Annotated in this window: 25 protein-coding genes; 1 reads left to right on the top strand and 24 read right to left on the bottom strand. The window is 35.4% G+C overall.

What is annotated here, in order from left to right; all coding sequences use genetic code 11:
* Window positions 1-16: 16 nt before the first annotated feature.
* From G458_RS21805 to G458_RS0112375, 8 genes are all read right to left on the bottom strand, one after another.
* On the bottom strand, window positions 17-178 hold the full coding sequence (locus G458_RS21805; RefSeq protein ID WP_157359778.1) for a hypothetical protein: 162 nt from the start codon (window positions 176-178) through the stop codon (window positions 17-19).
* 931 nt (window positions 179-1,109) lie between these two features.
* Entirely contained in the window at window positions 1,110-1,367 is a 258-nt protein-coding gene (locus G458_RS0112405) for a hypothetical protein (protein WP_026952187.1), read from the bottom strand.
* A gap of 57 nt (window positions 1,368-1,424) precedes the next feature.
* Window positions 1,425-1,709 (bottom strand): hypothetical protein, encoded by a 285-nt coding sequence (locus tag G458_RS0112400; protein ID WP_026952186.1) that lies wholly within the window; start codon window positions 1,707-1,709, stop codon window positions 1,425-1,427.
* Window positions 1,710-1,855: 146 nt separating this feature from the next.
* Complete coding sequence (locus G458_RS0112395) at window positions 1,856-2,881, bottom strand: hypothetical protein (protein ID WP_245579270.1); 1,026 nt, start codon at window positions 2,879-2,881, stop codon at window positions 1,856-1,858.
* A gap of 267 nt (window positions 2,882-3,148) precedes the next feature.
* Window positions 3,149-3,922, bottom strand: coding sequence for an FkbM family methyltransferase (locus tag G458_RS0112390; protein ID WP_026952184.1), 774 nt, complete (start codon window positions 3,920-3,922; stop codon window positions 3,149-3,151).
* Window positions 3,923-3,926: 4 nt separating this feature from the next.
* The gene (locus G458_RS0112385) at window positions 3,927-5,027 is read right to left on the bottom strand and encodes a glycosyltransferase family 4 protein (protein ID WP_026952183.1); all 1,101 of its coding nucleotides are present in this window, start codon (window positions 5,025-5,027) and stop codon (window positions 3,927-3,929) included.
* Window positions 5,024-6,649, bottom strand: coding sequence for a glucosamine inositolphosphorylceramide transferase family protein (locus G458_RS0112380; RefSeq protein ID WP_026952182.1), 1,626 nt, complete (start codon window positions 6,647-6,649; stop codon window positions 5,024-5,026). Before G458_RS0112380 ends, G458_RS0112385 begins: the two co-directional genes overlap by 4 nt.
* Window positions 6,646-7,761 (bottom strand): glycosyltransferase, encoded by a 1,116-nt coding sequence (locus G458_RS0112375; protein WP_026952181.1) that lies wholly within the window; start codon window positions 7,759-7,761, stop codon window positions 6,646-6,648. The genes G458_RS0112380 and G458_RS0112375 overlap by 4 nt, the downstream gene beginning before the upstream one ends.
* Before the next feature lie 95 nt (window positions 7,762-7,856).
* On the opposite strand from G458_RS0112375, the gene G458_RS20725 reads away from it, so the two are divergent.
* The gene (locus G458_RS20725; RefSeq protein WP_051287250.1) at window positions 7,857-8,627 is read left to right on the top strand and encodes a methyltransferase domain-containing protein; all 771 of its coding nucleotides are present in this window, start codon (window positions 7,857-7,859) and stop codon (window positions 8,625-8,627) included.
* On the opposite strand, the gene G458_RS0112365 is transcribed toward G458_RS20725, so the two are convergent.
* From G458_RS0112365 to rffA, 16 genes are all read right to left on the bottom strand, one after another.
* Window positions 8,624-9,511 carry a glycosyltransferase gene (locus G458_RS0112365; protein WP_026952180.1) on the bottom strand — a complete coding sequence of 296 codons (888 nt, stop codon included), beginning with the start codon at window positions 9,509-9,511 and terminating at the stop codon, window positions 8,624-8,626. The genes G458_RS20725 and G458_RS0112365 overlap by 4 nt on opposite strands.
* Window positions 9,504-10,397: a glycosyltransferase gene (locus G458_RS0112360; RefSeq protein WP_035468118.1), complete on the bottom strand. Its 894-nt coding sequence runs from the start codon at window positions 10,395-10,397 to the stop codon at window positions 9,504-9,506. The genes G458_RS0112365 and G458_RS0112360 overlap by 8 nt, the downstream gene beginning before the upstream one ends.
* Before the next feature lie 11 nt (window positions 10,398-10,408).
* Window positions 10,409-11,311 carry a glycosyltransferase gene (locus G458_RS0112355; protein ID WP_026952178.1) on the bottom strand — a complete coding sequence of 301 codons (903 nt, stop codon included), beginning with the start codon at window positions 11,309-11,311 and terminating at the stop codon, window positions 10,409-10,411.
* A 6-nt stretch (window positions 11,312-11,317) separates the two neighbouring features.
* Window positions 11,318-12,289: a glycosyltransferase gene (locus tag G458_RS0112350; protein ID WP_084438861.1), complete on the bottom strand. Its 972-nt coding sequence runs from the start codon at window positions 12,287-12,289 to the stop codon at window positions 11,318-11,320.
* The gene (locus G458_RS0112345; RefSeq protein WP_026952176.1) at window positions 12,286-13,101 is read right to left on the bottom strand and encodes a glycosyltransferase family 2 protein; all 816 of its coding nucleotides are present in this window, start codon (window positions 13,099-13,101) and stop codon (window positions 12,286-12,288) included. Before G458_RS0112345 ends, G458_RS0112350 begins: the two co-directional genes overlap by 4 nt.
* Window positions 13,102-14,070 (bottom strand): hypothetical protein, encoded by a 969-nt coding sequence (locus G458_RS20720; protein ID WP_051287248.1) that lies wholly within the window; start codon window positions 14,068-14,070, stop codon window positions 13,102-13,104.
* A 15-nt stretch (window positions 14,071-14,085) separates the two neighbouring features.
* Window positions 14,086-14,760 carry an FkbM family methyltransferase gene (locus G458_RS0112335; protein WP_026952175.1) on the bottom strand — a complete coding sequence of 225 codons (675 nt, stop codon included), beginning with the start codon at window positions 14,758-14,760 and terminating at the stop codon, window positions 14,086-14,088.
* Entirely contained in the window at window positions 14,753-15,514 is a 762-nt protein-coding gene (locus G458_RS21450) for a glycosyltransferase family 61 protein (protein WP_169719269.1), read from the bottom strand. Before G458_RS21450 ends, G458_RS0112335 begins: the two co-directional genes overlap by 8 nt.
* A gap of 277 nt (window positions 15,515-15,791) precedes the next feature.
* Window positions 15,792-16,589, bottom strand: a complete 798-nt coding sequence (locus tag G458_RS0112325; protein ID WP_026952173.1) for a glycosyltransferase family 2 protein — start codon at window positions 16,587-16,589, stop codon at window positions 15,792-15,794.
* Window positions 16,589-17,341 carry a class I SAM-dependent methyltransferase gene (locus G458_RS20710; RefSeq protein WP_157359776.1) on the bottom strand — a complete coding sequence of 251 codons (753 nt, stop codon included), beginning with the start codon at window positions 17,339-17,341 and terminating at the stop codon, window positions 16,589-16,591. Before G458_RS20710 ends, G458_RS0112325 begins: the two co-directional genes overlap by 1 nt.
* Window positions 17,325-18,566 (bottom strand): ABC transporter ATP-binding protein, encoded by a 1,242-nt coding sequence (locus tag G458_RS21975; RefSeq protein WP_084438859.1) that lies wholly within the window; start codon window positions 18,564-18,566, stop codon window positions 17,325-17,327. The genes G458_RS20710 and G458_RS21975 overlap by 17 nt, the downstream gene beginning before the upstream one ends.
* 32 nt (window positions 18,567-18,598) lie before the next feature.
* Window positions 18,599-19,372 (bottom strand): FkbM family methyltransferase, encoded by a 774-nt coding sequence (locus G458_RS0112310; protein WP_026952172.1) that lies wholly within the window; start codon window positions 19,370-19,372, stop codon window positions 18,599-18,601.
* A 30-nt stretch (window positions 19,373-19,402) separates the two neighbouring features.
* Complete coding sequence (locus G458_RS0112305; RefSeq protein ID WP_026952171.1) at window positions 19,403-20,434, bottom strand: alginate O-acetyltransferase AlgX-related protein; 1,032 nt, start codon at window positions 20,432-20,434, stop codon at window positions 19,403-19,405.
* Window positions 20,431-21,909 (bottom strand): MBOAT family O-acyltransferase, encoded by a 1,479-nt coding sequence (locus G458_RS0112300; RefSeq protein WP_026952170.1) that lies wholly within the window; start codon window positions 21,907-21,909, stop codon window positions 20,431-20,433. Before G458_RS0112300 ends, G458_RS0112305 begins: the two co-directional genes overlap by 4 nt.
* A gap of 512 nt (window positions 21,910-22,421) precedes the next feature.
* Window positions 22,422-23,042, bottom strand: a complete 621-nt coding sequence (locus tag G458_RS21445; RefSeq protein WP_051287244.1) for a zeta toxin family protein — start codon at window positions 23,040-23,042, stop codon at window positions 22,422-22,424.
* A gap of 456 nt (window positions 23,043-23,498) precedes the next feature.
* Complete coding sequence (gene rffA, locus G458_RS0112280; protein WP_026952169.1) at window positions 23,499-24,704, bottom strand: dTDP-4-amino-4,6-dideoxygalactose transaminase; 1,206 nt, start codon at window positions 24,702-24,704, stop codon at window positions 23,499-23,501.
* Between the last annotated feature and the right edge of the window lie 318 nt (window positions 24,705-25,022).

The raw sequence follows: 25,022 nt of genomic DNA, 5'->3' as shown, positions 1-25,022 counted from the left end.
ATTTCTTCTCTTTTTACTATCCACACCCCGTTTGGGAATAACTACAGAATGACTTATGGTATTTGGCTCCGGTCTTCGTGATATAGACTTTTGTCTCTGACTGGGCATAGCCTTGCAAAGTCAAATGAAAAAGAAACAAGGGAAGGACTGTCTTGAATAAAGGGAAAAATTTATTCATGGCTGCTGGTCAATAATTTACGGCTGAAAAAAGAGAAATTAAGTCAAATAAAAAATACCCAGTATTGGGTATTTTTTGAGGTAAAAGAGCTTAAATGTTGGAAAAAATTAGAGACAATTATTTCTCTCTGCCTAAAACAGGTTTAAGTCTGGGGAAACTTAAAGTTGTGGAAATTTTTGGAGATTATTGGTTCAAAGAGGTAAAGGTGAATCTTGGTGCAGACATTTTGTGCAAGGAATGCATATATAGTAAGTGGAAACACTCACCTGGGCGGAGGGCTGGAGATTTCGTGAGTGAAGACACTCACGAGGGCGGAGAAATTAAGTCAAATAAAAAATACCCAGTATTGGGTATTTTTTGGGGTAAAAGAGCGGAACTGTTGGGAAAAATGAGATACAATTATTTCTCATTTCCTAAAACAGGTTTGAGTTTGGGGATTTTTAAAAGGCTTAGTTCCCAGATGGAAGACTCTTGCCTTTCCCAGATAAACCTAGTTTGGTGGGGGAAAAAGAATTTTAGCTTGTGGTTTGGCCCATCGGAAACAAAATAAAGTTGAAATGGAATATCCATTTCCGGAAATGGGATAAAATTATCGAGTTGGTTTTTTCTATTCTGAATGGCCCAGATTATCCAATTCTTAACCTTGGATTTTTTCCATTTCCAAGTTGCTGGGACTGGTGTTGGCGAATAGAAAAATTGTATGGAATGACTATTTCCCGGGTAAAAGATTCCTTCTTTTCGAATTAAACGCTTGGCGATTTTGGTGCTATTATCCCTTAAAAAAAAATCATTTGGTGTCCAGAAGTTGTCCTTTCCCAAGTCTAAAATTGAACGCAATCTGTAAAAATTGATTTGGCTTTTGACCGAGCTTATTATAAGCAGTGATTACCAAGATTTCGAGTTTATTTTCCAAGCTCATGTTGACATCCCATCATTTTGGGAGATTTTGGACTTTCATTCTTGGCCTCCTTATATGAGTTTCTGACTTCTCTTTAAAAAACACACGTTCATACATCAAATTAAAAGGTTTGACTTTCCCTAGGTTGTGGTAAATGATATTCTCAGGACCACGGATTTCTTTTTTAAAAGATCCATTTTGAAGGTAACACTGGAGTACCTCGTAAGCTTGATTCCAGTCATTGGCGTTGTATCGAATGATCTCCTGGAAGGTGTAAAAATCTGGTATCATGATAAAAATGGTTATTGAAAAGTAGAATTAAGTTAAAAAAATCGGGTGAAAAACCAATTACTTGGTTGGCCTTTCCAGTTTGGTAAATTCGCTGATCTCCACCCCTAAATGACGAAGCTCCCGAATACAAAGGCCCAAATCTACCATCCTTTTCTCATCCAAAAATTGAATTGCAAGGAGCACCAGTTCTTTTAGCCGTCTTCCTTTAGCCAATCGCTCATAGGGAAGCTTTTGATTCTCCAAGGTTATCCTTCGAATCTTCATCCGTATCCGCTCTTCGAGCTGCACCAGCTCTGTTCTAAGCCTCTCCTCCTCGATTGTTAATTTCCTTGGCAAAGTCATGTCGACATTTTAGGCAAGAGAATTATTACAATCAACTAGTTGGCTTTGTTTGTCAGGATTTGTGTAGAATTTTTTAGCAGGTTGGAAATAAAAAAAGGAACCCTTGGGTTCCTTTGAAATTAGTATACCTACAATTAAGGGAAAACCTAAGTGGGTACTTCGGATTCAGACAGTTCTCGATTTCTTCTCTCCTCCTCCACTATTCGATTGTAAATCTCTGCCCGCTTACGAATTCGGTTGGTTTTTTCCCAGTCCATAAAAGCCACAATCACAAAGAGCATATAGTACATGATCTGGGATTTTTGCCGGATGATGATGCCCAGATTGGACATTACAAAGGTCATGGAGATGGAAATGGAGATAAAGACCACTGCCGACATCTTGACCATGGCTGGTGCCACCCGGATATAATCTATAAAGCTTTTTTTGAAGATTTTGCTGAACATATAGATATACAGCGCATTTTCACAGGAAACCACCAATCCCAAGGCATTCGGGGAATCAACAAAAAGTGGTCTAAACCAAAAAGTGAACAGCTTCATGGGAAGGCTATAAGAACTCATATCTACCGCAGAGCCAGCGGATTGAAGCCTTTGAGCATTCAAAGAAGTTTCCTCCTCAAAACTTTGCAGTACATTGTTTGGATCAAAGCCCAAATAGACCAAGAGTTTATCATACACAAAAATACTGATGACAATTCCTGCAACAGCAGCAAAATACTTTTGGTAAGCAGGAACTTTTTCCCTTCCCAAAATAAACCCAACCCCCATTCCAATCAGGACAGCGAATAGGATATGGGGTCTGATCATGTAACAGATAAATCCTCCTAATACCATAAGAAAAATACGCTTCCCTGGCCAGGAAAGTCCGTAGGTCAAAAATGCCAAGCCTGCAAAGATATAGGCTCCTTTTCCCAAAGAAGCGGTCCAAAAATGCATATTCGGCAAAAACATAAAAATGGTAATCGCATCCCAACCCTCGAATTTGGGATTGAATTTCAGGTTTTCCTTCAAAAAACAGTAAAAATACACAAAGCCCCAGAATCCCACCCAGGAGGAAAGGAACATCATCATGTCGTAGTTGAATCCCAACCATTTGGCAAAGGGATAATTGACCCATTCAATAAATAATGTTCCAGGTTCAAAGGCATCAAACCAATTTGAATACCACAAATGACTCCTAAAATATTGAACCGAATCAGAGCGATTGAACTGTGAATAAGTCCAATAGACTAAACCAAAAAACATATGGTACCAATAAAGCTGGTTGAGCAAACCTGCCTTAAGCCATTTATGCTCTTCTTGAAGATTCGTTAGAATCGGTTGAGAAACAAAAAAAAGAAAAATAATAAGGAAAACGGCCCCAAGCATTGATTCAACTTTTTATAAATGACCAGAAGTGAAAATTTGGTTTAAACCTATTCCTCATCTATCCAAAACTTAATCGAAATCAAAAGATTTTACAAATTTTGGTCTAAGTAATTTTGACCATTCAGCGTTGATAAAAAGAACGTCAGAGTGCATTAAGAAACGACTTTTAGTATAAAGACTTTGGCTTTGCTTATAGAACCCCAAAACTTCATACCCTAAAGAATTTAAATACTCTTGGGTATGGTTATAAAATGTTGTTCTTATATGGTTTTTGATTCCAAGTTCTAATTGGATTAGTTTAATCTTATTCTTCTTTAATGCATCTAATCCACCTTTCAAAACTTCCATTTCATATCCTTCTGTATCGATTTTAATAAAATCGATACAAGAAACTCCTAATTTCAATAGTATTGAATCAAGTGTTTCAATTTGAATTTTCTCAAGTTTGGAATAAGAGTTTAAATTTTCATTTCTTTTAGCTGAAAGAGAGTTTAAAGTGGATTTCTCCTGTATCGGAATAACTACTTTACTTAATTTTTCACCTAAAGCAAGATTAAGGCATTTTACTCTTTCATTATTTTTCGTATTTTCAACTAATTGGCTAAAAGTGGCAGAAACTGGCTCAAACGAAAAAATAAGTGATTTTGGAAATTTTTCTAAATAAACTTTGGAGGATTGACCAACATTTGCACCAACATCAAAAACTATTCTTATTGAGTCTAATCCACAAATCTTATTTATATCATGAAAAACATCAATTCCCCATGGAAGAGCGTTTTCTCTAAATACCTTGATTCCTAAACTAGAAAAGATTATTCTAACGAATTTTTTAATGAATTTCATTTTTTTAATTTAGATAAAGCCTAATCTGATTTAAGAGTTTCTTATAAAATTTTTCGAATTCTTTACCTACCGATTCAAGGCTGTATTTTGAAAAAACTAAATTGTGTCCATTGTCCACTATTTCATTCTTTTTAGTGGAATTTAAACATGATACTTCTATTATAGCCTTTTTAAATTTGTCTTTTTCAAATGGAGCAATACACCAGCCTGTTTCTCCATTTTTGAGAATCTCTGGAATTCCTCCCACTCCATAGGCAATAACCGGAATTCGATGCATCATGGCCTCCAAAATGACACTGGGTAATCCTTCTATTTTGCTTGGAAGAAGTAAAATAGAATTAGAAGATACCTTAGCAAAAGGTTCTTGTAAAGAACCCAATACTACAATCCCATCTCCCAACCTTCTTTTGACAATCTCTTCCTTAACACTTTCCAAAAGAGGTCCATTCCCAATTAAAGTCAAATGAAATCTGGAATCTTCAGCATATAACTCTTCAAATATTTCCAATAAATGGAAATGGTTTTTCTCAAAGGTAAACCCTCCGATATGAACCAATTCTATTCTCCCGGAATCTGACTTTTTTAATTCTCTTACTTTGGGGAGAATCCCAATTGGAATCACCTGCTGCAATGGTTTTTGGAAGGTAAACACTCCATTCATATCTTCCTGGGAAGCCTTTGAAACGGAGGCAATTCCATCCACCTGATTCAATAGAAAACTATTCAATCTCCTTACCCATGGATTGGAAATATACTGACTCATTAAGGAAGCATTTCGAAAAATTATTGGAGCTTTCCATCCGAACATCTTTCGGGAAAGAACAGAAAACTTTAGGGTATCCCCTGCATTGGCTTGGATCAAATCCGGTTTTTCCCTTTTGATCAGATCTGCAAATTCTTTCCAACCCTTGAAATCCCATAGCCTATCTCTTAAAGATCTCCTTAGTTGAATCTGCTTTCCGGAAAAAGGCAATAATGCATTTCCTTCAAAAATAGAAATCAAGACTACCTCATGTCCCCTTTTGATGAGTTCCTCAGAAAGCAAGGATGCAAATAGTTCTGCTCCTCTTTCTTGAGGTTTTTGGATCAATTGAAAAATTTTCATTTCCGGTAAAATCTATCCGAAAAAACCCAATTCTCTGAAAAATTGAGGGTATGGGTCCCCAAAATCCCCTGTGAAGCATCCGGAGAAATTAACTGGACAGTTTGCTCTTGATACTCCCTTTCCGACAAAACCAAAATTTCCATAATACGAATCTGGTGTCCATATCTTTTTCCTGAATCCTGAGCGGGGCGAAATAGTTGACCCTGATGTTCAAAAATGTTCCCAGCTGGCCGGGAAGCACCAACATTAGAAACAATGGGGTTCAGGGCGTGGGGGACCCATTTGGGTTCTTCCAAAGAACTCGACCAATAGGCATTTAACTCCACAAAAGCCGAGCTTCCAGGATGTGCTTTTTGGTTGACAAAAAGCCAGTATTTATCCCCCTTTTTATATAGTGTGGGATCATAGGCCTCGCCGCCAAAAAACTCTCCGACTCTTACCCATTCGATGGGAAATTTGGTGGACTTGTATAGATAAGTTTGACCAGCCTCCCCAGACTCGGGAATCAAATAAAATTCCCCATTTTCTTTCCAGATAAATGGATAAGACAAATGCCAGGATTCCTCCAAAACAATTTGACAATCCCTTAAAGTTTGTCCATCCCAAAGGCCAACTCCTATTTTTCCCTTTTTGCTGGGCCCATCATATTCCTCATAAAACAACCAACATTGACCCTCGTGATCAACTGGAAAAGGATCTGCCCAAAAGGATCCTTTTTTATGTGGAGCACAAGTAGAAGAAATTACCTCAAAGTGATCTGGAATTAGTTGATGGTGTGATCGCTTGGCCACAGTCAATTCCCAATGGGGCTTTTGGAATTGCTCAATCCCTTTCCGAAAGGCATTTCTGCTCCAAAGCTTCACCCAAGACGAGAGCATTTGGTAGGTTCCAGGAGGAGTTAAAATTTCAGATTTGGCTCCCTGCTCTTCTTGATTTTCCATAAGGCTTCGCTTCCATTGGTCCAAGCCTAGCATAGAAATTTGCCGAAGCACCCGGGAAATAAAGTAACTAGAATTCCAAAAAACCTTGTTCGCATTACGCTGAACCGACAAGGGGTCTGTTTGGAATCGGCTTTGGTATAAAACCACACCATCATCCAATTTTTCAGTTAATTGCTGCAATACAGCCCCTGTAGTTTCGCTTTGATTCATCACTTCCCAAAAGCAGGGAGGCCCACCACGAAAAGCCCGGATATCCCCATGGTGGTAAGACCAAACACCTAATTTGGGAAGAGTAAGAATATCTCCCCTCAGAATTCGAAATCCAAAACGAAGAATGATATCGGGTTTGTAAGCTTGAAGTTCCTGGATTGTATCTGAATTGAGGTAGTCAGAAAATTTCTTTTGAATGGGTGAAATTGAAAGAACAGGAACCTTCCAATTTGGAATATCCCGAAGGTGTTTTTTTGAAAATGCATCCGGTATATTCGTAAATAACTTTCGGTCTAGATACCTAAATGCCCGATAAAGGAAGGGAGACTTTTTCCCGCTGGGTTTGGGATTTTGATTGATTCCTGCCAAAACGATTTCAGCATTATCAGACTGAAAAATCTGAAAAATGGCTTCCCAGGCCCAGGCAGAAACCTCCAATGAATCCATCAAAAGAATTACCCGAAGCTTCATCCTCTTTCCTTTTTCAAATCTGAATAAATCCGTTTCAAGGTCTCCTCGTATTGATAGGCAATTTTTTGAATATCAAATTTTTCGATCGCTTCACTCCTTGCAAAATGACCCAATTCTTTCATTTTCACCGGATCTTCTATGGCAATAATCATGAGCTCGGATAACTTTTCACAATTCTTAACCGGAAAAATTAAAGCAGTTCTTCCATCTTCCACAGCTTCCAAATTCATGGAAATATCTGAGGCAATAATGGGAATCCCTGCCATCATCGCTTCCACCAAAGCCCCAGAGAATCCTTCATACCAGGAAGGAAATAAGAAGCAGTCCGCAGTAGGCAGCAGGCAGTGGGGTTCTGAAACTTTCCCGGGTAAGGTAACTGAGTTTTCAAGCCCTAAATCCAGAATCAAAGTTTCTAGTTCTTTTCTATAAGGTCCTTCTCCGTAAATGGTCAAGGTGCATTCAGGGTAGGATTTTATCACATCCCCAAATGCCAGAATGGCGTCCTGAAATCCTTTTCTCTCCAATAATCTCCCGTAGGAAATAAAATCTCGGATTGGCCTTTCAACTCCTGATTTCAATACTGGGATCTCTCTCCCTCGGTAAACCACAGAAATCTTATTTGGATCCAAACCCAATGTCTTAAGATGAGAGTCAACCAAAGCTTTAGCATTTGCAATCCAGAATTTGGGAATGCCAGCCGTGATTCTATCCATCCAATAAACAATCCGGTGTTTTAATCCTGATTTGTCCTTCCAAGCCATCTCGGAATAGCTGTCATTTACCAGTGTGCCCACCAAGGGAACACCTGTAATCCAGGAAGCAAAGCGGGTCATGATATCTGCTCTCCAAAGACTGGAGACCAGCAAATCCGGTTTTTCTTCTCGGATCAATTTTACCAATCGCCTAGCACCTGAAATCAGGTGGTATTTCTCCCGGATATCCAAAAACAAGAGCCTTATTCCGACTCTTTCATATTCATCTTTTAATTCATGTCTTGGATAGAAATAAACCAAGAAGGTCTCTATTCCACTTGAAAACCTGGACAGTAATTCCAGGTTACTGCGTTCAGTTCCGGCATTGATTAGGGCATCTTGGGTAAAAAGTACTTTCATATAATTCTAAGGAAAAAATGCTCTTTCATTCAAGGTAGCGCATCTATATGTTCATTTTTAGTATTATTGGAAAGAAGATTTAAGAGGCAATTCAAATGGAAGGGAAAAAAATCTACCGTAGAAATTTTTATACATATAGAAATAGAGAAACAGAATATTCGGCAAAAATGGTATTAGATGTTTTGTTTAGTTATTACCATCCTTTCTCTATGGTAGATTTTGGTTGTGGTGTGGGTACCTGGCTTAAAGTAGGACAAGAAAAAGGCGTCCATAAAGTTTTGGGATTGGAAGGAGAATGGCTTAATAAAGAACACTTGGTAATTGATCCCAATGATTTTATGTATGCTAACCTTCAATCGAAAATCAACCTTCCCGATACATTTGATTTGGGGATTTCATTAGAAGTGGCAGAACATATTGAAGAAAAATATGCTGACATTTTTATTGAAAACTTGGTGAATTCATCTCAGGTGATTTTATTCTCTGCTGCTATTCCAGGTCAAAGAGGTTCCGGACATGTCAATGAACAATGGCCAGAATATTGGATCAGCAAATTCAAATGCCATGACTTTATTCCAATTGACCTTATTCGACCTAGAATTTGGGATAATGAGAAAATCAAAACCTGGTACAAGCAAAATATCATTTTGTTTTGCCATAAAGACAAATTAAAAGATCTCCCTGAGCTAAATAGTCTTGTTGCAACCGATAAAAAAAATTGGTCTATTGTGCATCCTTCCACATTTAAACGGCAGATAGAAATCTCACATCCAAAATATTCTCGACTTTCCGACCTTATTACAAGTATCCCAAAGGTGTTTTTCAATTCAATTAAATCTACTGCAAAGAAGTTGTTAAGATCCTAAACATTCTTGGGTCCTAGCACTTTGCCTCGTCTTCCAATCAATGCATGGAAAGCCGCCAATAATTTGTATCGAAGTCTAAGCAACTTTTGGTCTTCCCATCTCAAGATCGCATAGGAAAACTTGAGTTCTCTCACCATCCATGCGCGGATAATTGACCAATCCTTTCTATTTAGTCCAAGCCAAAGATGATTCCTTGTATTGTAATATTGACGCCAAGGTGGAGTACCATTTGAGGAACCTAATTTCCCATCTTCTATCAAACCATTTGGAATTGTATAAATTCCAAATCCACTTTCTGATGCTTTTAGGCAATAATCAAATTCATAAGTACCCATGAAATACATAGGATCGCAAGGACCTAATTCCTTTATAAGTGAGGTGGATATTAGGCAGCCATCAAATGTCACCAAATCAGTTTTAATTGGATCATCAGAAGGATCAACATATCTAGGTTTCCTTACTCCTCTCCAATCTAATAGTATTCCTTTTCCTTGGGAAGTTAAATTTCCTATTTTCAAAAGTCCCACTTTTTGGTCGGCTAATTTTTTCAATCCGTTTATAAGTGAGTCAATTGCACCTTCCATTGGCCTAGAATCATCATTAAAAAGCAAAACCCAGCTTGCATTTAATGAAAGAGCTTTCTCCATACCCGTAGAAAAGCCCCCTGCGGAGGCTATATTTTCTGATGGATAAATCCATATACATTCAGAAAAGTCTTCTATACTTTCCCTTGAAACTTCTTGGGTATTATCTACCACTATGATTGAACTCTTTTCAATTCCTTCTGACTCCAGAGCAAAAATAGTTTTGGTTAGCTCTGGATATCTATTGTAGGTCACAATAATAGCCATGAGCTTTTCAAGGGATTTTAAACTATTATCCATTTAATGGAATTGTTTTCCCTTTAACTCCTTGGAAATAGTGTACAAAAGCTAATCCTATCATTTGAAAATTCTTCACCCCATATCCTAGGCCGTATCGAAATCCATAGAACATTTTTAAGCTCCATTTTTTGATTAATTGATTTCGCATAGTTTTTAAAGTAAGACTGTCTGAAATCATCAATAAATTCCTAAGACTATAATATTCCCTCGAAAGGTTCTTCTTTTTACGATAGGTTGGTCTTTCAAAATCCAGTCTTCCCCATTGTTTTCTTGCCTCTATAAAAAGTGAAGTATCTACTATCAATGCATAACCCTTCCTAGAAACCTTGAGGCAAAAATCAAGTTCCTCAAACCCAAAAAACAAATTTGGATCAGGTAAAATCCCAGCCCTTGCAACTTGGCCGTTTACCAACATACACATTCCTCCGGCCACATAGTCCACCTCTATCCAATCTTTCTTTTCTAAAAGCCGGGTTTGAACTCGCTTAACTACACCTTTTTTACGATCAAAGAACTGCCCAACAGCCCCCAAAACTCCACAAAATGGGTTAACATCTCTTATAGCCAACAACCGCTCAAAACAATCGTATAGAAAGGGAGGATCATTATCATCTCCCCAATAAATCCAATCTAAATCATCTTTCCCGCAAAGTTCCAATCCTTTGGCAGCTGCTCCAGCGGGCCCGGCATTAAATCCCATTCTATAATACTTTATTCGTATATCACCTAGCAAAGAAATAGCTTTCATGGTTTCCAATCCTTCAGAATTATCAATAATCCATAGAAGATCTGGAGAGATTGATTGGGAAAGAACTGCTAATATGGTTTCACATATAAGTTCAGGCCGATTATATGTAATTATAAAACCTCCAAATTTTACTGACATAATCTAAAGTCCTATTTTCGAAAACCCAATAATAATAACCGAGCCCTATTTAATGGTAGCAAAAAAAATAAGATTGTAAATTTTATGCCATCTTTTAAAGATAGTGAATATAATTCAATAACCTTTTCCAAGTAAATTTTCCAACTCCAGCAAACCGTTGCGCTAACTAGTTGTCGACGAATAATACCTTTCAAAAAAATGGGGTTTTCACTCATAAATTGTTTATGTTTCATTTGAAAATATCCAAGATCCTTTAGCATTAAGGATCTAGCATATTTGTTATTTCTTTTTCTAGAATCCAAAGTATTTCCAAAAAACACAAGAACCTGTTCAATATAACCTCTTTGTTTTGGAAGGCTTAAATGAATCAATCTTATAAGTAAATCTAAATTTTCTGAATACCTTAATTTATTATCAAATCCACCAGAAAGTTCAAAATGTTCTTTTTTTACTAAGAATGTGCCAACCAAATTATTGAATTTAAATTCTATTCCATGTGATTTTAGTCTATTGAATTTCTTCCAGTCTTCCCTTTTTCCTGTGGCTTCATCGATTAATGCTCCGTAACAAAAGCAGATATCAAATGGATTGGCATTAAATGTTGATTTAAAACTCTCAAGCCAGTTTGGAGCCAACCAGTCATCACTATCCAAAAAAGCCAAATATTTTCCGTTTGCAACTTTAGCTCCCATATTCCTAGAGTCACTTGGACCTGAATTGGTTTTTTTAATCAAAGAAAATTCATTAGAATTGAATTTTTCTAGCAATTCTGAAAGGTTATCTTCACTACCATCATCTACAACAATTAATTCCCAATCATTCTCAGTTTGATTAAAAATAGATTCAATTGTTCGAAGTATAGTACTCGAATTCTTGTAATAAGGAATAACAATTGAGACAAAATGTGTAATCAAAGACAGTTAAAATTTATTGCATAGGAATTCAAAATGAGATATGGTTCTAGAGTAATTTCGAAAGAACGAACTCAATTTTTGGGCATTTACAACAAGTTGAACTTCATTCCTTTTTGAAGGACTTAATAGTTTTAAAAATTGGCATAGAATAAACCCTTTTAAAGAATACCACAAACTTCTCAGAAGTAATTCCCTTAATTGGCTTTTCGATTTTTTATTGAATATTGCCTTATATGAAAATAAAAGTGGAAAAGAAGTGGAAATTCCCTTTTTAAGTTTTAAATAATAAGCCCATTCCAATCTATTTGAGGGTATAAAATGCTTAAATCTTAAATTCTCTTCAAACCAAATTTCATAACCGAGTAATTGAACTAAAAAGCATAATTCTACATCTCCCCCACTTTCTAACTCCTTACCTTTTCGGTCAGATAAAACAATATCGAATTCCAAATTATCTATTTGATTCAAAGCATCTTTCAAAAAAAAACAACCAGCCCCATAATGTGCTGCCCCCCTTTCTAATCTTCCACTAGATTTACCATTACTTCCAACTGCATAACTGTGAGAAAATTCTGAAAACCAATTAGGAAATGGAATATTACTGACTGCTTCTCCACAACCACCAAGAACACCAACATTTAAGTTTAACTTGAAAATATTTAGACCAATTTCTAAATAGTCAGGATTGAGCCAATTATCGTCATCGCAAAATAATACTATATCATATTTGGCATTTCGCCATCCCTTTCTTCTTGCTTTTGAAAGACCAGGTTTTTCTTCAAATAGCCCCTTTCCTTGGATTTGAGGATTAGAAATAAAAAAATCTTGGATTATTATACCTGTTTTATCATTGCTTGCATTGTCAATAATTAGGAGCTCCCATTCTCCTTTAAATTTTATTTTTAAAATATGATTTAATGTCTCATTCAATCTTTCTTGCCCATTGAATGTGCATATGACAATACTTATCCCAGTCAATTAAATCTAGTAATTATTATATCCGATATAAGACCTATTTGGTATTTTAAAAAATAAGGAAAAAAATTAGCCATTTTCTTTGTGGGCAAATTTTTAAGAGCAATAAAAAATGCCAAATTCCTCGATTTAAGGCGACTCAATTTAAATTTCAAAGAATCTCCAGCAGAAATTTTCACTCCTTCGGGTTCATGAGTTAAATGATAATTTATAGCTAAAGGTAAATTCGTATAGACTATTTTGGGATTTCCAGCTAGGATGGAAAGAAAAAAGCAATAGTCCTGCCCATTAAGCAATTTTTCATGGAAAAAAATATTATTCATCTCTAAAAATTCCCTTCGGATTAAAACAGAATTTATTGGCCATTTCACCTTTTTTTTAAGAAAATCTAAAAACAAATCAACAGAGTTCACTTTATCAGCAACATGGATAAACTTATCGCCAATATATATTTTGGTGTGAGAAATAGCAAGATCTGGCTCCCTGCTAAACTTAAGTTGCTTTAAACTTTCTTCAATCATCTTTGGTTCCAATGCATCATCGGAGTCTAAAAAAATTACATATTGACCTTTCGCCTTTTTTAAACCAAGGTTTCGAGCAGGATTGGCACCTTTCGAAATATTTTTAAAAATGAAAACTCGGTTATCTAATCGAGAAAAGTCATGAACTAATTCAATAGAATTGTCTGTACTGAAATCATCTATAACCAAACATTCCCAATTCGAATAAGATTGATCTCTTACACTTTCAATAGCTCTTGCAAGAGTATGAGCCCTATTAAAAGTTGGAATAATAATGGAAACTAATGACTCCACTCAAAAAGGGGATAAAAGTCTTTTTAATTTCTGTTTTAACTTAGTATTAAATCCAATTTTCTGTTCAAAAAATTTGATCTTTGGTTCAATTTTAGAGAAAAAATCATACCTATTAATAAGTAAACGATATTCATACTCCTTACCCAATTTTTCTAATTCTGGTCTTGAATTATATGAAAATTGAGAGTTGTCAGATCTACCTGTAATAAATGCACTTCCAATTCTAAAGCCACTAAAATGAAAAAAAAATAGTAATTGGTCTTCTTGGTTCACAGCATAGCCTTCTCCTAATTCTATTAGCCTACGTTCGGAAAAATTCCACCAAGCCATATTATAACCTCTATGCTTTAAAATGAAAACTTCATCAAAAAGCAAAGGCGCTAAATCCATCCACTTTTGATCAACGAAAATCCCTCTAGCTTTATCAATAAGACAATGTGTTTTTAATCTTTCCTTCCACCATGTCACAAGACGAAAACTTTCTTCAGTAAATCGAAGAGCGATAAAGCCCAAATTAAACATACCATGGCGAAGTGCTACAAGTTCATCAAAGGATGTTTTTTCAGGTGCTTTACAAAACATTGGAGTCAAAACAACACTATGGGACTTAAGTGCTTCTATCACATGATCCAAATTTCGATATAAAACTATATCGGGATCCAAATAAAAAATCAAATTGTTTGCACCATACTTCTTCCAAATAAATTCTATATAAAATGGTTTCACCGAGGTATTGAACTCAATTACATTATAACGAGCAATCATTTCATCAAACTCTGAATAACCCAATTGATCAAATGGAATTATTTCAAAGCCCTCAAAAAAACTGTAATCAATAGATGAATCAAGGTAATCTACTAAACCTATAATAAACTTAGCCTTTGGATTAAGATCAATAATAGAATCTCCAAGTGTCTTGGCTTGGGCTAGATAGTTATTGGAGCAAAGAGTGAAATAAATTGAATTCATTTTCGAATTATAAAATCAAATAACATTTTCATTTGATTTATACCAAAGAGTACCAATATTATTTGATAGCATTGATTTGCCAATTAGTGAATAATCTTTTTCATCAAGGTAGGATGAAATCTCTGATTTTAAATCGTCTTTCAGGTTTTGGTGAGATTCGAGTAGGATATATCTTGGACGGCATGAATGCCAATTATTTCCTCTAAGAACTTCCATCTCCAAACCTTCTACATCAATACTCAAAAAATCAATTGTTAGATTATTAAATCCATTTTCCATGACAACTGTGGAAAGTTTCTTCACTGGAACACTTTTTACATTTCGTACAGAAGAGAGAAGATCAATTTTTCCCAAATGCTCTTTAGAAAAAGAATTAAAGACACTAGATTCAAATTCAAAATAGTCAAGTTCTCCATCAAAATCAGCAATCCCATCCGAAATCAAAATATCTTTGGGCCTATATTTCCAATACATTTTTTTAAAGACAGGATTAGGTTCAACCACAATTCCTCTCCAATTCCGGATATAAAAAAAGAAAGAATTATTTCCAAAAATGGGATGATGCCCACCAATGTCAATATAAGTTCCTTTGTCTTTTTTTAAAAGCTGCCACAACTGAATATCTTCCCCTGATTTGGAAAAAGAAGTTTTAAATCGTTGATAAAAATAGGATTTTAGTCGATTAACCATCGTTTTTCAATGTTATTAACAAATTTTCTATTTTATTCAAATTGACAGTTATGTTTGCCTCCTGGGGATTAGGGTGGTCTGCTTTTTCAAAACTGTATAAATAATCTATATCCAAAGCAGAAGACAAATGGAAAAAACAAGAATTATATCTTTCAGTATCTGGATGTAATTCCACTATCTTACTTTTTGCCGGCATAAATACCATATTTGTAAGACCAGCTCCATGGATAGAAAATAACACCTTGGTTTCTTGAAATAATCTTCTTTGTTCTTTAAAGGAAAGGTCTTCTGTTCTAAAGACCTCGAAACCATATCTTTCCAAAATAGGAATCAATTCATACTCATTCTCAATTTTTCGTTTGGTGGCCTTTGCCCTTGAAATATATATTTTCCGAAAAGTAGGTCTTTCATTTTGATCTTCAACATTTAAAAATTCTCGTCTCAAATTCCACATATAATCAAGATCAAAAGCACAAGGAGTATCATAAGTAATAAGGTAAAGCTCTTTTATCAAAACATATTCTTGGAAATTAAAAGAGATAATCTCAATGCCCAACTCATCTAAGCTTGCCTTAATAAACGGAACTGAGTAAATAATTTCAGGAATTAGCAACGGAGATAATATCCCACGATTCCGTAACTCCAAAACTCGAGGAATACATTCTACTACCCAATGAAAATAATTTCTAGACCAAGTATCTGTAATCCAAACTGCTCTTTCAATAGTCTTTCTAGGCAGAAAAAGAATTTTCAATTTTTTCCTCCAGCTTTTAATAGTTCCAAATCTGGAATATGGCAAACAAAATTCCTCTAAAATTTTCTCCCCATTTAAAAGGAAGTATTGGATTGCTTTAACATTGGATTTAACTATAATTTCAGCCTTCTCAACATTACAAAATTTAATCTTATTAAATCTAAAGGAATCAGACTCAAGATAATTGATAGGTAAAGACCTTTTATAACAATACGAATAACGGAAGACCAAACTATAAAAAATAAATTAAAATAAACACTTGAAATACCATTTAACCTTAATAAATAGTTCTTTTCAGAAAATATTTATGATAAATTACTTTAAGGAAAGTGAGAAAAGGACTCTTATATAAATTATAAATTAATCGAAATTGCTGACGATATTTTTCATGAATAATAAAACCATACTTTTCCCCAATAAATTGCAACATTTCTTTCTTCCTAGTTGAAGAAGATGAACCTAGCATAGAATTACTTCTTACTCTATATTTGTAACAGTATTTATCTATATATTTAAAATCCCAATTAGCCAAGTATACTTTAATCCAAAGATCCCAATCATCCCATCCTTGAAGTCGATTATCTACAGAGAAACCATCTACTGAATTAAAAGCAGTCTTTCTTATAAAAGCACAAGCATCAATAAAATTTCCTGATAATAGACTATTAAAATTAAATTCCCTAGTTTGAAAACGAGGAACAGATTCCACTTCTCCAAAAAATAGTGGTCTACCATAAGCTACTCCTAACCTAGGGTTATTTAAAAATTCTTTAATCGCCAATAAAGGATATTCTGGCAAAACAATATTATCTGCATCTAAAAAAAAAAGTAACTCCCCTTTTGAATTTTCCACACCAACATTTCTTGCAGACGCTAATCCTTGATTTTCTTGATGAACAATTTTTATTTTAGAATTGCCTTCGAATGAATTTAACAAGGCTATAGTTTCTGCCTCAGTAGAACCGTCATTTACAATTATTATTTCAAATTTTTCTGAAAAAGAGGAGAATACACTTTCTATCGCCTCTGATAGATATTCTCCCATATTGAAACATGGAACAATAATAGATATCATTAAAATAAAATTTTATAAATCTTTTTTTTCAAAAGGCTTAAATAAAATTTCAAGCTTTGCTCACTATTTAAAAAATCTTCAAGTCGCTGTTCAAGTTTTTTGATCTGAAAATTTTTAGAATCAATTAAACCAGGATGTATCCTTGATAACTGATCCTTATATGAAATAAACTCAGTTTGAAATTCTCTTTTCGCAACTAAAAAAATATTCTGTTTATACCAAAAATCAATACTAGGATTGTCCCAAATTAAGGGTCTGATTGCATCCAAAAAACTGTATCCATGACTCTCAAATTTTTCACTCCAATAGTTAGGCCATTGTTCATTCAAATGATTTTGCCCTCCTTGGCCAGGTAAAGCTGCCGAAAATAAAATGAAATCAGAATGATTAACCAAAGAGCTTACAAGATTTTCTGAGGATTTTTCTGGTAAATGTTCGGCTACTTCCAAACATAAAATCAAATCAAACTTCTTTTCTAAATCAAAAGGAATAGTCAAATCCCTTACAATGAATTCAGAGTCTTCCAAATGCTTATCCAATAGGTTTCGATCCACGTATTCTCCATCAATTCCTAAAATATTTCTTACTCCTAAATTCTTAGAAACTGATAACCACGTCCCAATGCCACACCCTACATCAAGTACTGAATTGGGTCTGATTAATTTAAATACCAAAGGTAAAATGAGGGATGGTGCAATTACATTATGCACCATCTCTGAATGTATATATTGAGAATTATTTTGAGTCTTCAAAAGTCCATTTTGTTAAAACATCAATTGATCCAATTTGAAGTGTATTAGGTTTTCCGATATATGATGTTCTTGATATATATTCAAAACTCAATCCTTTCTCAAAGTATTCAAAATCTTGAAGTCTATCACCAAACCAAATTGAAATATGATAAATTCCGGAGTGAAGAATACCTAAGTCACAACTTGCTACAATTTTGCCACGCCTAGAAGGATTTGGATTGTATCCAAATGAATGAAATCGAGGATTAGAGCCAAAGACAGGTGTTCCAATTTGATTATATAAAACAAAGCCCAGAACTGGATAGTCGATTAACTCCATTGCTTCAAAATGAGCAATTATTTCAAGAATATTTTGCTTCAATTTCTCACTTGAAATTGAAAGCTCAACTATATAATTCTCCCCTCCTTTTCTTTCAAAATTCTTTTTTAACTGTTTAGTAGAATCTCCTAAGTAATTGCCTATAACTTCATTTGTCTCACCTTGGAAAATTATTCTCCCTTTATCGAGCAAAATTGAATTTGGGCATAAATTTCTAATTGCATCCATTTGATGACTTACAAATAATACTGTCCTTCCCTGCTTCTTACTAACATCTTCCATTTTACCCAAACACTTCTTTTGGAATTCATAATCCCCTACCGCCAATACTTCGTCAATAATTAATATTTCCGGATCCAAGTGAGCCGCGACAGAAAACCCTAAACGTACTTTCATCCCTGAAGAATAGAATTTTACCGGTGTATCAATAAATTTTTCGACTCCAGAAAAATCAATAATCTCATCAAATCTAGAATCGATCTCCTTTCGGGTCATTCCCAAGATCGTCCCATTCATGTAAATGTTTTCTCTTCCACTGAGTTCGGGGTGAAAACCGGTTCCCACTTCTAAAAGGGAAGCTACCCTACCTTGAATCTCAATTCTTCCTGAAGTAGGTTCTGTAATTTGAGAAAGGATTTTTAGGAGAGTTGATTTTCCAGCTCCATTTCTACCGATTATTCCTAAGACTTCTCCATCTTTAACTTCAAAGGAAATATCTTTTAAAGCCCAAAAAACAGAATCATCTTCAACTCCAAATTGATTAAGTCCCTGAAGTCTTTTTAGATTATCAAAGGGAGCCATGAACATATGAGAAAGTTGTCCCACAAAAGTTTCTGATTGCTTTTCTTTTTTACCAAGTCGATAACGCTTGGATATATTTTCAACTGAAATACAGATTCTAGACAAATGAATAATTTAAATTAATAATAAATTAAAACTTACTTAACAGCAATAAAATTTGAAGGAATAAAATTCTCTAATTTATAATTATACTCACAAAACTCTATGTAGTTGGGATATAATTTCCCTACTTTATATCCATAGGATTGAAAAAATTTAAAAAAATCCTTTAAAAGGAATTTACTTTCCAAGACCAATGGACCATATTCAAATTGGATCATTCTTATTCTTTGTTCAGAAATCATTTTCTCAAAGCCAAACAAAACATTTGATTCAAAGCCTTCTACATCAATTTTTAAAAAATCAATAGTGTTGATTTTATAAATCTGGCAGTATGTATCACCAGTCACTAAAGATACTTTGACAGTTCTTTTATGGCTATTACCCATTGGATGTGAATAAAAAGAAGAGAATAAGGTATTTTCAGGATAGTAATTCATTTCCAAAAACCCTTCAGAATCACCTAATCCAATGTTATTGACAATAATTTTCACATTTTCTGAAAAATTGGATTTCAATTTTTCATAAACAAATGGTATTGGTTCAAATGCATGAATCTGGGCACTAAAATTTCTTTGACTTACAAGTGAAGACCATTTTCCAATATTTGCTCCAACATCAAAAACAATCAAATTATCATCAGAACTGAGACTGTCAATTATCCATTTCTCACCATTAGAATAATGATCATTATTTTTATTCTCTAATGCTTCAATAACCTTAGTAACTAAAGAGTATAAAAATTTTCCCACAATACCTTTCCTATTCTTGGTAATCCAACGAAAAGCAAATGTTTTTAAACTATTACCCACAGTAAATTAGCTTCTTTTCAAATTCTTGACCTAGCCATCTTTTCCAATTATCTCAAAAATTTTTTTTGAAACAAATTCAGCTCCTTTAGGGCTCCAATGAGAATCATCGAAATAATAAAAATCTTCAAAATCAACTTCTTCTTTTACCATCTTAGGACTCAAAAAAATAATTTTATATTGAATATTTAATCCTAAAAAATTCTTAAAAAATAATGGTTCATCAAATCTTGAATTAAATTTTATATCAGAATAATAAAATGAAAATTTATTAGGGGCAGGGACAACTACTAATTGAATACCTTTTGAGTGCAAAGATTTATTTAGCCTTTGAAGCAAAAAATTTGATCGCTCGAGTTTTTCAATTGAGTTATTATAACTTAGATTATTTATGTCAATTCGATAGATAAAAAGTTGATTAGAGTTAACAGAAAAATTTTTACTCTTTGTTTCAAACTCATATACTTTTGATAATTCGGATTCTTTTATAAAATTCCTGGAAATAGCAAAAAATGGAAATTTAAAAATTCGATTTGATAATAGTCTATCAGGCTTAACGATTACATCTTCCTCAAACCTAGGCTTTAAATCAGATACATTTAACACTGAGTCTTCCTTAGTATTTAAACAACTCTCAATAAAATGCCTTTCGACCATTTCCAAAACAACAATTTTAACTTTAATATTTTCAAAAAAATCTCCATTGGTAAGAGCAAATAAAGTTTGAACGGGATTTCTATGAAATTTTCTTTCAAAATGAAGAACTTTTAAGGTTGAGCCTTTTGCTAAAAAGTTTTGATATCCAGTTATTCCTTGTTCGGAGAAAGAATCACCAATGGTTAAAACATCATATTGCTTCAAGGTATCTCGATCTGAATACCCATCAAAATATTTTTCCAAATGATAATATTCACTAAAATTCTCTCTATAATTCGGAAATGAGTTAAATAGATATCCTGCCCGCTTAATATCCCCACTTTTATCATCATAGAACTCATAGGTAAATGCAAAAAAACCAAGAAATGGAAATAAAAAAATTACAAGTTTTTTAAGAAAACGATTCAAAACTGAAAATAAATGAATTGTTGTTCATCAGCGCCAAACCATATTAAAGCAACAGTTAGAAGCAGATATGCCGGGTATCTATACCATTTTCTCTGAATTCTTTCCAACCAATTGAATTGAAATCTTCCTAGCCATTCTAAACCTAAGAAGAGAATCAATACCATTCTTAAATCATAGCCTATCCAAGCAAAATTTTCAGGCAAAACCGAGTTATTTAAAAATCCATTTAAATAACCCAATGCATCTCCAACCGACGCTGCCCTAAAAAACACCCAAGCCAAGGTCACCATCGTGAAAGTTCCGATCATTTGGATCAGTTCCCTAAAAGTTGGAATAAGGTGTCTTCCTTCATCTTGGTAAGTTCTGTTCTTACCCAAAACAAAAAGAGGAATAAAAAGGGCAGCATGAATCCCTCCCCAAGCTATAAAAGTCCAATTCGCTCCATGCCAAAATCCAGACACAAGAAATACAATAAAGATATTTCTGAGTGCTTTGGCTTTTGACACTCTACTTCCTCCTAATGGGATATAGACATAATCCCGGAACCAAGTTGAAAGGGAAATATGCCATCTACGCCAGAACTCTGCGATATCCCGACTGAAATAAGGAGTTCGGAAATTTGTCATTAAGTCAAAACCAAAAAGTTTGGCAGTACCAATGGCAATATCTGAATAGCCGGAAAAGTCTCCATATATCTGGAAAGAAAATAGGATTGCCCCCATAATCAATTCCAGACCAGAGGCGGTTTGATAATTTTCAAAGATGGGATTGACAACCAAAGCACAATTGTCAGCGACCACCACCTTTTTGAACAGTCCCCAAAGGATGAGCTTCATCCCATCAGAACCTTGTTGGTATTCAAACTCCCTCATTTTCAAGAACTGAGGTAAAAGATGGGACGCTCGCTCGATCGGTCCAGCAACTAGTTGTGGAAAGAATGCCACGTATGAAAAGAAAGCAATCGGGTCCTTAGTTGCTTCCATTTTACCTCGATACACATCGATGGTATAGCTCATCGTCTGGAAGGTGTAGAAGCTAATACCTACCGGAAGTATGAGGTTGAGCGTACTAGCATGAGCCTGAAAGCCCAATAAGTTTATAATGTCAGAAGCTGATTCGATAAAGAAATTGAAGTATTTGAAGAAGCCTAAAAGGCCGAGGTTTAAAAGAATGCTGATTGTAAGGTAGAGATTTTTTCCTTGAAAGGGCTTAAAGTAGGTAGTAGGCAGTAGGCGGTTGGCAGGGGCAACTGCAGACTGCCTACTGCTTCCTGCTAACTGCAATCCGCACCAATAATCCACTGCCGAACTTGCAACTATTAATGCTAAAAACCTCCAATCCCACCAACCATAAAACAAATAACTAGCCAGAAGGATAAAAGCATTTTGAATCTTCAAATTCTCCTGAAAAACAAACCAATACAATAGAAATACTATCGGAAGGAAAATCAGAAATTCGAATGAATTAAAAAGCATTTAAAGAAATCTATTTTGTTATTCTTCCTGTCTTATTCGGACTACCCACAACAATACTTTGATAAACAAGGATTATTCTATCCCCTTTAACAACAACCTCCCAATCATCTTCTGCTCCTCTTTCGAAAGTCCATGAAATAAGGGAAGACAAAGGACTCTCAAGATCACTGAATCCGAAACCGGGCATTCTCCTTGGGTTGGCGGTTGTCAGTTGTCCGATGACCGATGTGTTGTGAATTGGTTATTGGCTATTGCTATCTGCTATTTGCCTTTTGCCTTTTGCGAATGTTTTATCCAGCAGCTCAATTGCGTAGAACTACCTCGTAAATCGTTCTGAGATGTCCGATGTCGGATGTCCGATGACCGATGTGTGTTGTGAGTTATTGGTTATTGCCTTTTGCCTTTTGCTATTTGCTATTTGCTATCTGCCTTTTGCTATTTGCCTTTTGCAAGAGAGTTGTCCAGAAGCTCAATTGCGTATCACCACTTCGTAAGTCGTAAATGGTAAATGGTTATAGGTTTTGATTTCCTTCCTCAATTTTAGTAGCTATTTTGGGAATTAGAGCTGTTAGGAATTCAGGAAATTGTTCACAAAGGACCACTTCTCCTTTTACTAAGGAAAAGCAATATTTAGGTTCTTGTTTGTAATAAGAGCAGTTGTAAACGTCAATTGAGTCAAACCATGCAAAATGGTCATCCAGATTTTTGAATCCTGCATAATACCTCATTTGAATTTCAGTATCCGGAACAAAATGCCCCCCATTTTGCACCCGAATAGCAACTCGTCTTTTAGCCTCTTCAATTGAATTCAGAACAAAATAAATCAGATGTAATTCGTATCCATTTTTTTTGAATTTTTCCGGCCAGTGGAGAGGTGTTGAGTTAAAATTTGTCTCGTAACAAAAATCTTTTTTATCTAGAATAGCCTGATTTATTTGGGCTTGCAATTCCTCAAAAGCCAAATTATGGGCCATTTTTTCCTGAATATCAGATGCCTGTAGCTTTTTGTAAAATTTTAAAAAATATTGATCATAATCGAAAGGAATCAAGTTTCCCTTAAAAAATGCCTTCGAAAAGGAGGATTTCCCTGCCCCATTACATCCGGCAATTATCCAAAGTTTAGGTTTACTCAATAGTAAATTGTGGAGCTGAAATTAGATTTTTCTTAATAACCCCCTCTTTTAAGGCTTTTTCATAAACACCTATTTCCTTGAGTATTCTAGGCATTTCAGCTTTCAAGTATTTCTGAAATTTCTGAATTTCCAGTTTTTTGGCTTTCTGGTTCATACTGCAAAGGTAAATGGATTAAATTTTATTTGCTACAGGTGTTGGTTCTAGGTTGTAGGTTGTAGGTTATTAGTTATTGGTTATTGGTTATTGCCAATTGTTATCTGCCTTTTGCCTTTTGCGAGTGATTTGTCCAGAAGCTCAATGGCGTAGAACTACCTCGTAAATCGTTCTGAGATGTCCTATGTCGGATGTCCGATGACCGATGTGTGTTGTGAGTTGTCTGTTGTCTGATGTCCGGTGACCGATGTCCGATGACCGTCGCGATAGCTATCGGCAACTTCCACTTTAAACTTTACCCTTTAAACTTTAAACTCTCCCAGTTCATAAAACATCGGTAATCTCAGCAGGCAATCGGTATATCGGTCGGCTTGGGGTAAATCCCTTTGGAATTGATCTGGAAAATGTTTTTGAGCAAATCTTGATTTATGTAAAGATTGGTAGTGAAAAACGGCTAATATTCCCTGTTCCTTCAATGCCTCAGCATAGGCTGTTCTGGTCTCCAGGGAGGGGAAGAGGAGGTAGAACATGTGGGCGTTAGCTTTGAGTTTAAAGTTTAAAGTTAAGGAGTTTAAAGTTGATGGAACATCGGTATCTTCAATTAACCTGGAAGTTCCAAAATCACTTTCCACTTTAAACTTTAAACTTTTAATTAAACTGAGGTATTCCTTACTAAGCACCTTTGGCTCAAACGTTTCATTCCCGAGAAATCCGTAATAATCATCCCAGATGGCTTTTCGGCGGGTTTGGATGTTATCCAGGTTTTCGAGTTGGGCCCAAAGAAAGGCTGCATTGAGTTCGGAAGGCAGGAAAGAGCTTCCAGCCTCCACCCATCCATACTTGTCGATTTCTCCACGGAAGAAAGCGGCCCGGTCGGTTCCTTTTTCCCAGATGATTTCAGCTTTTTTGATCAGTTCGGGATCATTTATAATCAGCATCCCTCCCTCTCCACATTGGATATTTTTGGTTTCGTGGAAGCTAAGAGTTCCCAGATGTCCGATTCCTCCCAGGAATTTACCATTGTATTCCTGATCTATCGCCTGTGCGGCATCCTCCACGACATAAATGCCGTGTTTTTGGGCAATGGCCATCAGGGTATCCATTTCGCAGGCAAGCCCGGCATAATGCACTGCCAAGATGGCTTTGGTGCGAGGGGTGATCAGTTCTTCGATAAGGGTTTCATCCAAGTTGGGATGATCCGGTCGGCTGTCCACAAAGACTATTTTGGCTCCTCTTAGAACAAAGGCATTGGCAGTGGATACAAATGTATAGCTAGGTACTATAACTTCATCTCCGGGTTGGATGTCCAAAAGCAGGGATGCCATTTCCAAGGCATCTGTACAGGAAGTAGTCATCAGGCATTTCAAAAAACCATAGCGCTTTTCGAAAAATTCCTGGCACTTTTGGGTGTAATAGCCGTTGCCTGAAATTTTTTCCATGCGAATGGCGTCCTGGATGTAGTCCAGTTCTTTGCCTGTTTGGTAGGGTTTGTTGAAGGGGGTTTTCAAGGGTGCGTAGTCGGTTAGTTCGACGAGCTCACTACGAGTGTCGGTTGTCGGTGATTGGTTATTAGTAATTGGTTAACTTCTTGAAGATCTTTAATATCGTGTAATTTCCTTGTAAATCGTAAGTCGTAAATTGTTCCTGATTGTCCAATGTCAGATGTCCGATGACCTATGCTGGTTGTCGGTTAGTTCGACATACTTCAACAAGCTCAGTACAGGTGCTTACTACGGTTGTGGGTTTTCCAGATGCTTAAATTTTTATACCTTCTTGTTAATCGTAAATTGGAAATGGCAATTTTCTTCCCACTTTAAACTCTACAT

Source organism: Algoriphagus mannitolivorans DSM 15301 (assembly GCF_000429425.1).
In the GTDB taxonomy this organism is placed as follows: domain Bacteria; phylum Bacteroidota; class Bacteroidia; order Cytophagales; family Cyclobacteriaceae; genus Algoriphagus; species Algoriphagus mannitolivorans.
The sequence above is the reverse complement of the archived record's forward strand: the minus strand, read 5'-3'. Positions and strand labels throughout refer to the sequence as shown.

What these genes read in the sequence shown, in the direction of transcription:
- G458_RS0112360 (WP_035468118.1), bottom strand. Translation starts at nt 10,397, where the DNA reads ATGTCAGTAAAATTTGGAGGTTTTATAATTACATATAATCGGCCTGAA.
- G458_RS0112405 (WP_026952187.1), bottom strand. Translation starts at nt 1,367, where the DNA reads ATGATACCAGATTTTTACACCTTCCAGGAGATCATTCGATACAACGCC.
- G458_RS0112375 (WP_026952181.1), bottom strand. Translation starts at nt 7,761, where the DNA reads ATGAAAGTACTTTTTACCCAAGATGCCCTAATCAATGCCGGAACTGAA.
- G458_RS0112300 (WP_026952170.1), bottom strand. Translation starts at nt 21,909, where the DNA reads ATGCTTTTTAATTCATTCGAATTTCTGATTTTCCTTCCGATAGTATTT.
- G458_RS0112385 (WP_026952183.1), bottom strand. Translation starts at nt 5,027, where the DNA reads ATGAAAATTTTTCAATTGATCCAAAAACCTCAAGAAAGAGGAGCAGAA.
- G458_RS0112335 (WP_026952175.1), bottom strand. Translation starts at nt 14,760, where the DNA reads ATGGTTAATCGACTAAAATCCTATTTTTATCAACGATTTAAAACTTCT.
- G458_RS0112380 (WP_026952182.1), bottom strand. Translation starts at nt 6,649, where the DNA reads ATGAAGCTTCGGGTAATTCTTTTGATGGATTCATTGGAGGTTTCTGCC.
- G458_RS0112400 (WP_026952186.1), bottom strand. Translation starts at nt 1,709, where the DNA reads ATGACTTTGCCAAGGAAATTAACAATCGAGGAGGAGAGGCTTAGAACA.
- G458_RS0112365 (WP_026952180.1), bottom strand. Translation starts at nt 9,511, where the DNA reads ATGGATAATAGTTTAAAATCCCTTGAAAAGCTCATGGCTATTATTGTG.
- G458_RS21805 (WP_157359778.1), bottom strand. Translation starts at nt 178, where the DNA reads ATGAATAAATTTTTCCCTTTATTCAAGACAGTCCTTCCCTTGTTTCTT.
- G458_RS20720 (WP_051287248.1), bottom strand. Translation starts at nt 14,070, where the DNA reads ATGAATTCAATTTATTTCACTCTTTGCTCCAATAACTATCTAGCCCAA.
- G458_RS20725 (WP_051287250.1), top strand. Translation starts at nt 7,857, where the DNA reads ATGGAAGGGAAAAAAATCTACCGTAGAAATTTTTATACATATAGAAAT.
- G458_RS0112390 (WP_026952184.1), bottom strand. Translation starts at nt 3,922, where the DNA reads ATGAAATTCATTAAAAAATTCGTTAGAATAATCTTTTCTAGTTTAGGA.
- G458_RS0112325 (WP_026952173.1), bottom strand. Translation starts at nt 16,589, where the DNA reads ATGATATCTATTATTGTTCCATGTTTCAATATGGGAGAATATCTATCA.